The organism is Microcoleus sp. EPA2 (genome assembly GCA_020882975.1).
Taxonomy (GTDB): domain Bacteria; phylum Cyanobacteriota; class Cyanobacteriia; order Cyanobacteriales; family Microcoleaceae; genus Microcoleus.
In genome coordinates, this window is record JAHRFD010000036.1 from 1 (window position 1) to 8,009 (window position 8,009).

Annotated in this window: 13 protein-coding genes; all 13 read right to left on the minus strand. The window is 42.1% G+C overall.

The annotated features are described in order from the left end of the window. Positions 1-90: 90 nt before the first annotated feature. Complete coding sequence (locus AAFP14_RS23015; protein ID WP_341734516.1) at positions 91-492, minus strand: hypothetical protein; 402 nt, start codon at positions 490-492, stop codon at positions 91-93. Between the two features lie 14 nt (positions 493-506). Beyond that, the gene (locus tag AAFP14_RS23020; protein WP_341734517.1) at positions 507-950 is read right to left on the minus strand and encodes a lysozyme inhibitor LprI family protein; all 444 of its coding nucleotides are present in this window, start codon (positions 948-950) and stop codon (positions 507-509) included. 31 nt (positions 951-981) lie between these two features. Then, positions 982-1,620, minus strand: coding sequence for a hypothetical protein (locus AAFP14_RS23025; protein WP_341734518.1), 639 nt, complete (start codon positions 1,618-1,620; stop codon positions 982-984). Positions 1,621-1,647: 27 nt separating this feature from the next. Next, positions 1,648-2,490 carry a hypothetical protein gene (locus AAFP14_RS23030; protein ID WP_341734519.1) on the minus strand — a complete coding sequence of 281 codons (843 nt, stop codon included), beginning with the start codon at positions 2,488-2,490 and terminating at the stop codon, positions 1,648-1,650. 24 nt (positions 2,491-2,514) lie between these two features. Further along, a complete protein-coding gene (locus AAFP14_RS23035) occupies positions 2,515-3,207 on the minus strand; it encodes a hypothetical protein (protein WP_341734520.1) in 693 nt (230 codons plus the stop codon). Between the two features lie 51 nt (positions 3,208-3,258). Continuing rightward, the gene (locus tag AAFP14_RS23040; RefSeq protein ID WP_341734521.1) at positions 3,259-3,837 is read right to left on the minus strand and encodes a hypothetical protein; all 579 of its coding nucleotides are present in this window, start codon (positions 3,835-3,837) and stop codon (positions 3,259-3,261) included. A gap of 13 nt (positions 3,838-3,850) precedes the next feature. Then, positions 3,851-4,585: a lysozyme inhibitor LprI family protein gene (locus tag AAFP14_RS23045; protein WP_341734522.1), complete on the minus strand. Its 735-nt coding sequence runs from the start codon at positions 4,583-4,585 to the stop codon at positions 3,851-3,853. Positions 4,586-4,622: 37 nt separating this feature from the next. Continuing rightward, the gene (locus AAFP14_RS23050) at positions 4,623-5,126 is read right to left on the minus strand and encodes a hypothetical protein (RefSeq protein ID WP_341734523.1); all 504 of its coding nucleotides are present in this window, start codon (positions 5,124-5,126) and stop codon (positions 4,623-4,625) included. A 113-nt stretch (positions 5,127-5,239) separates the two neighbouring features. Further along, entirely contained in the window at positions 5,240-5,815 is a 576-nt protein-coding gene (locus AAFP14_RS23055; RefSeq protein WP_341734524.1) for a hypothetical protein, read from the minus strand. Between the two features lie 430 nt (positions 5,816-6,245). Next, positions 6,246-6,662 (minus strand): lysozyme inhibitor LprI family protein, encoded by a 417-nt coding sequence (locus AAFP14_RS23060; protein ID WP_341734525.1) that lies wholly within the window; start codon positions 6,660-6,662, stop codon positions 6,246-6,248. 249 nt (positions 6,663-6,911) lie between these two features. Then, positions 6,912-7,259, minus strand: a complete 348-nt coding sequence (locus AAFP14_RS23065; RefSeq protein WP_341734526.1) for a type II toxin-antitoxin system PemK/MazF family toxin — start codon at positions 7,257-7,259, stop codon at positions 6,912-6,914. Then, positions 7,240-7,503 (minus strand): hypothetical protein, encoded by a 264-nt coding sequence (locus AAFP14_RS23070; protein WP_341734527.1) that lies wholly within the window; start codon positions 7,501-7,503, stop codon positions 7,240-7,242. Before AAFP14_RS23070 ends, AAFP14_RS23065 begins: the two co-directional genes overlap by 20 nt. 56 nt (positions 7,504-7,559) lie before the next feature. Continuing rightward, a partial coding sequence (locus tag AAFP14_RS23075; RefSeq protein ID WP_341734528.1) for an RsmE family RNA methyltransferase occupies positions 7,560-8,009 on the minus strand: 450 nt, incomplete at its 5' end.

Below are 8,009 nucleotides of genomic sequence, written 5' to 3' on the forward strand. Positions count from 1 at the left end.
GTTGGATAGCTTGAATGACTTTCTGACGTAGGTCGTAGCTGTATGGTTGGGGCATGACGTGCGATCGCTCCGCAACAAAGAAGATTATTCTCAGTTTACGCCATAACCGCCTTGGCGGTTGCTATAGCTCGGTCCTGGAGAAGCATAAATGACGCAAACGCGACCCCTAACATTTGATGGATAAACGCCTATGTCTCCATCATTATTTACCCACCAACCCAGAAAAGGTGCAACTGTTGGATCGATTTGCGACCAAGCTTTAATAAAAGATTTTAGCGGCTGTCTTTGAGCTGCTGTGCGTGTATCCGCTTCCGTTCCACCGCAACATTCTCTTGAGTAAGGCGGCGAGGACGCTCGTTGTTGAAATTCTCTAATAATTTTCTGAATCTCTACATTTGTCGGATATCGCTGAGACTGTGCAAATACTGATAAGGAACCAGTCGCCAATACTGCGAAACTTACTATTAAACTTAAAAGCGATCGCCCTTTCATAAACTCTTCTCTCCTTATCTTGATCTTAAATATTTTTCTAGTTCAGCAGTCCGTTGTTGGGTCATGCGTTCCAAGCATTCATTAAGAAAACCTCGATAACCCGTGCCCATCCGACTTCCATAAACTTCAAAATCGCAGTTGTTTTCCTTCAATTGAATCCATCCTTTTTGTGCTTCGGCAAGTAGCGATCGCTCTTCACGACTTAATTTGGCAACCAATTGTTTGTAAACCTCATTTAGTCGGCGATCGGCTGCTTCATATCTCAATCGTATACACTCCTTAATCTCTATGTCACTTCGAGGATTATTGCAATTAGGCTGTCGTTGTGCGATCGGGCTTGGTGTCGCTGCGCTGTCTTGTTTTAGCTCTGCAAAGACTGGCCAAGAGTTAGATCCAGCAATAGCTAAACTTACTATTAAACTAAAAAGCGATCGCCCTCTCATAAACTTAATCCTCATTATTGTATTGATTGTTTCAGCGTTATAAATACTACCGTCTGTTTGGCAGAGAAGCCGTACAGCCAGCTTCCTTAAACTTTTGAATTATTTCCTGCTTTACCCAATCGGGTAAGTAGTTTATGTTGAACCCAGGAATATGTGTAACGCTTGGAGGTTTTAATGAACCTGTCAGACTATAACCATAAAGCCTTGCTTCGTCTTTTTGAACGTATGTGTTTCCTAAATAATCTCCTTTTTGAATAAATACATGATTGTTAGTGGTGCGGATTGTTCCATTAGATACGGAACCAACTGTAAATAATATACCGTGAGGCTCTGTTGTATTTCCGCTCCAACCACCGAGAACAGTATCGATGATACAAACACGACCCTTGGTATTTGAAGGATAAATAAATTTTCCTTCTTCTAATGCTCTGTACGCACCCAGAAAAGGAACCACACCCGGATCTACTTTTGACCAAGCCGATCTAAAAGCTCTCAACTGGTTAATTTCTGGAGTATCTTTTCGGCTCGTTTTTTGGAAAGAATCAATCTGTTTCTCAAAATCCAGCCTCAACTTCTGAAGTTCGGCATCGGTCGGATATCTCTCCGAATTTGCAAATACTGATAATGAACCAGTTGCAACTATTGCGAAACTCATGATTAAACTAACAAGCGATCGCCCTTTCATATTTTTTCCTCTCAGCTTGCTAAAAATCTATTTACGTTCGATACGCTGCTTGAGTTGTGCTGTATCTGGTGTTGCACGAAACGACTGACCATCGAATAGAAATGTCAGTCGATGGAACGTAGGATTGGGAAGGTGAGCATCAAATCTCGGCTTGAAATTAAGAGGCATAGTAGCAGATTTTGCTTCTCTGACTGTAATAATTAAGTCGGGATGACCATCTTTATTTATGTCCTGGCTTGTCCAACCTTCAATCCGCGTTTCATAGAATGGAGGATTGAAAGTTGTTTTAGAAATTAGGTGGATCTGCTGACTTTTTTGGGTTTCAGATGAGCCAATTTGTATAGCATCTAGCCAATCATAAGAGTGGCCCATTTGTGCATAGTAGCCCTGGCATACGAGTAAGTCTCGACCGTTCTTACTAGGAAATTTGAGGCAGTTATTCGAGCGCAACCCCGATTCATATCGCAACGCTGACCACCCTTGACTCGAACGTCGCAGCAGTACACTTCCTCCGTAAAATTGACCGTGTGATTCGCAACCATCAAAATCAGCTAAAGCCTCGCGAGTACCAGCTTGAGTAAAACTGCCATACACAACTTTTTCAAGAGTAAACGGTGACTGACTCAAAAAACCTCTATTACTACCTACTCCAGTAAATGAAGGACAGCTTCTACAAGCTAATTTGCCACCCCGTTCGCGATTAGGAAACACATCATCTCGACCGCAGATAGCTTGCAGGATTGCACTTGCCTCCTGTTGAGATGGGGTAACGCTATCTCTTTTAGATTCTACAGCTATAGATTGTGTGAAAACACTTTGAGATGTTATTGCAAAACTTACTATCAGGCCCAAAATAGATCGCGATTTCATAATCTTCCCTCTCCTTATATTCAATTATTTCACAAAATTAAATGATGAGATCACTATGTTAAATACTTTCTCTTCCACAGCACTAATTTTGTCTCCGTAGTTAAAAGTAGAAATAGTAACTAGGTTTCGCTTGTCAGGGGTAAGAAAATTAGCTGACAAGGAAGTTTCTACGTTATCTGCATCTGTTTTTCCTGTCATAGTAGACTTGGCTATATAAACAAAAGCTTTTTGCTTAGCAATAGTGGTTTCTCTAATGTTTTCTAATCTGAAAGTAATCTGATTTAGTTCGGGAATCAGCCTAGTTTCCGATGTGGCTGGTTGTACCCTCACCCATACAGGTAAAGTTTGATGACCGTAGCCACGTAACCGATTTTTTTTGCCACATTCTAATAATTGAATATCAGCAGGGTTGTATAAACTTATCGTCAGAGTATTATCTTGCATTTTTTCAGTTTGATAGTTCGTTGGAATATCAAACGAGAAGCCAAATTTTTCCTCTCTAATTTTCCTAGTTTCTTTAGTTGGAGCAACGCTAGGGCCTCTTGGACATGGATCTTGTGATTGAGCTATTTTCAACTCACCGGGTAATCCTGCTGCTAGTAAGCTTTTAGTTTTCGTTGCTAACCCTATGCTGTGCTTTGATTCGACCAAACAGCCAACTCCTAAAATCACCAATGTTGCAACTGCACCGAAAAATACTCTACCTTTTTTCATCATCTTTTTTGTCTCCTTTGTAGTTGATATCGAAAACACAAATTACTTGCCGTATTAAGAGCAGCCTTCAATCGCCTCAACTTCAGGAAGTTTACCAGAACGAAATCTCATCACCCGATTATTGGCAGTTTCAAAAATAATGCGGTAGTTTTTGTCAGCCGCATCTTTAGGCACGAAAGTTAGATATTTTCCATTTCTGGGCGGGAGTCCCTGATAAGGATGTCTAGTTGCTTTAATTTGTCCCGGATATAGAGAGAAAATCCGCTCTTCAGTATCTCCAATCTTTGCCCCTTTGATTGTTGTAATCTGCTTATTGCTAAAAATATCAACTCTAGCAATGCGACCCTTTGTGACCATAAAGGCAATTCCTTTTGGTTCTCCTTTAGGTTGAACGTAGGAACATTGATACTCGTCCAGGCCGCCGCTCCCACTTATGATTAATTTAATCCCAGCAGATTGTGAGGCTTCATCAACTGTCATTCCGACTCGAATCGGGCCGATGCCATTAATTGCTAATTTCGATCGCTCTGTCAGTTGCACTTGAGCGTTGACTGATGTTACCCAAAACACAAAAATAAAAATTGTGCCGATTAATAAAGCAGCAAATTTAGTTAAACTATTTAACTTTCGCATCGCTCTTGCTCCTTTATTTCTGTAAATATTTCTCTAATTCCGCTGTACGTTGGTCTGTCTGACTCGCAAGACAAGAATTGCGAGCACCGGAATAGGCACTACCCGTAGGCCCTACTCTGCCCGGGTCTTTGCAACTAGCATCGCGTCGCTGAATCCAAGCTAATTGTTCCTCAATCAATTTTTCTCGCTCGCGTTGATTCAGCTTTGATATTACTTGCTTGTATACTTCATTGAGTCGGCGATCTGCTTGTCGGTAACGAGCAGCCGCACAATTGTTGATATCGGCTTGGCTGTTAAGATTGTTGCAAACAGCGGGTGGCGGAATAGTAGCAATTTGATAAAGGCTGCGACAATTGGACTCAGATAAATTCTCTAACCCTCCTGTTCTTACCCATCCTCGCCGAGGATTTGATGTGCCTGGTGGGGATTGATTACGACCGCCACTGTCATTAACTAGAAAATTAACTCCTTCATATTGAGAAATAAATAGTAAGTTTCCTTCTTGCTTCTCGACAAAAGCTGTGTGTTGATTAGTCATTGAAAACAATGCTTCCTTTAATGTTTTATCTATGTAAATGGGAGAAAAACCATTACCATCAAACCTCACGCATCTGATTAACTGTTGCGATTGTCCTGTCGATGTCCGTTGACTTATCCAGGGCTCTCGCTCTTGTGACAAAACTGATTCAGAACCAGCAAATAAAACATTCAAACCAATCATAAAGCTCAAAATCGATCGCCCTTTCATTATTTTTCCTCGTTGAAGTAGCAGATAATATTCAGCCTCAGTAGTAACAAGGATGCACCAAACTAACCCCCTGCCGAATTTTCGACCACTCCGACGCTAGTCTCGTTTCTGAGGGTTTTATTGTGCGGTAGCCTAACTCTGGATGACGAGTATAAAAGACTGCATCTGCTACTTTGTTCAGCACGGGACTGAATACAATTATCTCCCTCCCGTTTCTTCCCGGAGTGTCATACTCGGAAAGATGCCACCAATAACTCGGCCCACAGCCTCGCTCGTAAACCAAGTTACCATCACCCATCAATACTTTTCTGATAGCAGCCCATTCGTTAATATACTGCGTTTCGTTAGAGCGGATTTTGCGACGGTCTAGTTGTGGGTAAAGGTTATAGAAAATAGAGTCTGTTAACTCATCGATCGCTTTTTCAGGCGCGTTGTTGGCTGCAATCATTACTGAAGCAGCGACAGGATAGCCGATATGTTGCGCGAGAACCTTCACAGACAACAAAGGAATGCCGATTAATCCCAATATCAAATAGTTCATTGCATACCTCGATATTTCATCATTTTTACACTCTATTTTTTCAGATGTTTTGTTTGTGCGATCGCTCTCTAGCTACTTGTTTTGACATAGGCGATTGTCTTTTGATCTTTGCCTCATTTTTTTTGAGAAATCCGTCTTTCGGAGCGCAAAATTCGGTTAATTTGCTGCTTCGTCATAAAGGGAGCTTGCAAACAAGTAAATTCCAAGCATTCTTCCCCTGGTTTTTCCACTCTCACTTTACGATTGCGTTCGCCAACAGTACCGCTACCCCAGTAAAATCTAATTGCTTTGCCAGATTTTACATATCTATCTCCCAAATCGTAATCAATTTGTATTATTTCCGATTTAATCGGTGGGTAGCTAGGTAAACCTTGCTTCAGAATATAAGCTACATGATAGTTTCCTCCATTAATGTAAAGATATCCATTCCTAAACTCACTAGGCAAGTCATAATCACGGTCAACAAAACGTCTTCCACCGCGTTCTATAAATTCCCTCCAAGTTATCAGCCCCGACTGGGATTTTTGAGCAACTATTTGCGGCTTATTTATCACACCAGAATTAGCTGTGACAATATTATCAATTAGAGATTGATTCGCCATTGCAGCAAGTTGAGGTTTGGTGAATGCTCCAAACCCTACCATTGTCAAGCTAAGCATCAAGCCAAAAATAGATCGCCCTTTAATCATTTTTCCTCCCTGTTTGCTAAGATGTCCTATTTGCCGGATTGTCCCCATACACCATTCCCTCCCTCCACCGCAACAATCGCCACAGTCTTGAGTCTCTATTTATCTATCAGAGTCAATCCCCAAGTTTTATGCAAAACACTCGCTTTTTGTAACAAAACTTCACATAAAGTTGCCAGACGTTGACAGAGCCAAGTTTTGAGCTAAGCCCGATCGCCCAGATTTATGGGCGTAGACATTCTTGGCTGGGCACTCTTGGTACCGCCCCTACAAATTTGTATAAATGACAAGAATTACGCACTCCGACAGAGAAACCGGGTTTTTTACCGAATCTGCGGGTGACAACGCAGTATTTTCGTAAAAAAACCCGGTTTCTGAACCCCCGTGCGTCAGCCCTAAACGATCGAGACTTGCTATATTCGATCGCCCTTTTTCATCTTTCCTTCAAATATTTCTCTAATTCGGCTGTACGCTGTTTAGTCATTCGCTCCAAACATTCATTTAAAAAACCTTGAAACCCACTACCGCCACGATTTTTATAGACTTCAAATTCGCAGCTATTATCTCGCACTTTAATCCATCCTAATTGTGCTTCTGCAAGTAGCGCTTTCTCTTCCCCGTTTAAATTAGCAATCAGTTGTTTGTAAACATCATTCAGTCGCTTGTCTGCGAGTTCATACCTCAACCGAATACAGGCTCTGACTTCTACATCTCCTTGGGGCCGATCGCAATTAAGTTGCTGAGCTATGACAGAGCGCCCAGATTGTGCCAAAACTGATATTGTACCGACTGTTGCTAAAAGTGCGATTGACCAAAAGCGCGATCGGTCTTTTCTAAATTCTATTTTCATTGGTTCTGACTTTACCTATTTTATGAATTTTTGGTTGTTTTGCAATGGATAATTCGGAATTATTTAACCACAGAGGACGCAGAAAACGCAGAGAGAGCAGAGAGAAATTAGTAATTATTATGTTTCTCGACTTTTTTTTGATGCCTAGTCTACTCACCTATTTGATAATTTTTATTTAGAGCATAAAGGGTAGGCCTGATTAATTTAAAATTTGTTTTCATATTTACTGAATTCGATTCGCCCTGTTTATCAGATTGCTAAAGTATGCTTGAGTGCTGCATCTACTGCTCCCATATCTGAAAAAACACCAATTTTGCGATCGATTTCAACTTCGAGAAGCGTTACAAGATTGTCCGTCATAATTACCGAATCAGCTAAAAGTCCCGTTTGTTTTCCTTCTGCTGTTGCTAAGGAAACAAAAACGCGGCTTGGGTGTCCAGAACGCACTAAATTGCTAGTAATCATTGCCGTAATTGTTTGTCCAAAACCATTCCCCAGATTATTAGCTTGAACTATCAAAGCAGGACGACGTTTCGCAGTACGCAAGTCTGCATTGGGAAACAAAACCAGGACGATATCACCGCGATGATAAGGCATCGTAAGCATCCATTTCCGGTCGTTCCCAATCAGGAGCAAATCTCGTCAGCCGCAACCTTAAATCTGAGGCTTGTTCCCGATCGATACCGCGAGATGGTAAGTCTATCAACCCTGATTTGGGCAGAAAAGTAACAATAACTTGTGCTTCTTCTATGTCTGCCGGCATTTCTAATAATTCTATTTTCCCATTTCGATATATGCCTTCTACTGACTGTAACATATTACTCCTGTGATAGTTACTCATTTACATTTTACCTGCGATTGCCAAACCGATCAAGTATTCTGAATCTTTTCGAGATATTAAGACTTTTCAAATATGGTTACAACTAAAGATAAAGCGACAATTGGAGCAGTGACTGCTCTGAGAATTCTACTCCCCAAAGAAACAGGCTCAAAACCAAACTCGATCGCCCTTTTCACCTCACCATCCGTCCATCCACCCTCCGGCCCAATAGCTATGACAATCGATAATTCTCCCCCAGGGGGCGGGCACGGGGGCACCGCCCCTACAAAGGCGGGATCGAATTCTTGCTCCCCCTTTACCAAGGGGGGCTGGGGGGGTTCTAATTCTTGCTCCCCCTTTACCAAGGGGGGCTGGGGGGGTTCTAATTCTTGCTCCCCCTTTACCAAGGGGGGCTGGGGGGGTTCTAATTCTTGCTCCCCCCTTACCAAGGGGGGCTGGGGGGGTTCTAATTCTTGCTCCCCCCTTACCAAGGGGGGCTGGGGGGGTTCTAATTCTTGCTCCCCCCT

Excerpts from the sequence above, each read along its gene's own strand:
- AAFP14_RS23015 (WP_341734516.1), bottom strand. The coding sequence starts at position 492 with ATGAAAGGGCGATCGCTTTTAAGTTTAATAGTAAGTTTCGCAGTATTG.
- AAFP14_RS23020 (WP_341734517.1), bottom strand. The coding sequence starts at position 950 with ATGAGGATTAAGTTTATGAGAGGGCGATCGCTTTTTAGTTTAATAGTA.
- AAFP14_RS23025 (WP_341734518.1), bottom strand. The coding sequence starts at position 1,620 with ATGAAAGGGCGATCGCTTGTTAGTTTAATCATGAGTTTCGCAATAGTT.
- AAFP14_RS23030 (WP_341734519.1), bottom strand. The coding sequence starts at position 2,490 with ATGAAATCGCGATCTATTTTGGGCCTGATAGTAAGTTTTGCAATAACA.
- AAFP14_RS23035 (WP_341734520.1), bottom strand. The coding sequence starts at position 3,207 with ATGATGAAAAAAGGTAGAGTATTTTTCGGTGCAGTTGCAACATTGGTG.
- AAFP14_RS23040 (WP_341734521.1), bottom strand. The coding sequence starts at position 3,837 with ATGCGAAAGTTAAATAGTTTAACTAAATTTGCTGCTTTATTAATCGGC.
- AAFP14_RS23045 (WP_341734522.1), bottom strand. The coding sequence starts at position 4,585 with ATGAAAGGGCGATCGATTTTGAGCTTTATGATTGGTTTGAATGTTTTA.
- AAFP14_RS23050 (WP_341734523.1), bottom strand. The coding sequence starts at position 5,126 with ATGAACTATTTGATATTGGGATTAATCGGCATTCCTTTGTTGTCTGTG.
- AAFP14_RS23055 (WP_341734524.1), bottom strand. The coding sequence starts at position 5,815 with ATGATTAAAGGGCGATCTATTTTTGGCTTGATGCTTAGCTTGACAATG.
- AAFP14_RS23060 (WP_341734525.1), bottom strand. The coding sequence starts at position 6,662 with ATGAAAATAGAATTTAGAAAAGACCGATCGCGCTTTTGGTCAATCGCA.
- AAFP14_RS23065 (WP_341734526.1), bottom strand. The coding sequence starts at position 7,259 with ATGCCTTATCATCGCGGTGATATCGTCCTGGTTTTGTTTCCCAATGCA.
- AAFP14_RS23070 (WP_341734527.1), bottom strand. The coding sequence starts at position 7,503 with ATGAGTAACTATCACAGGAGTAATATGTTACAGTCAGTAGAAGGCATA.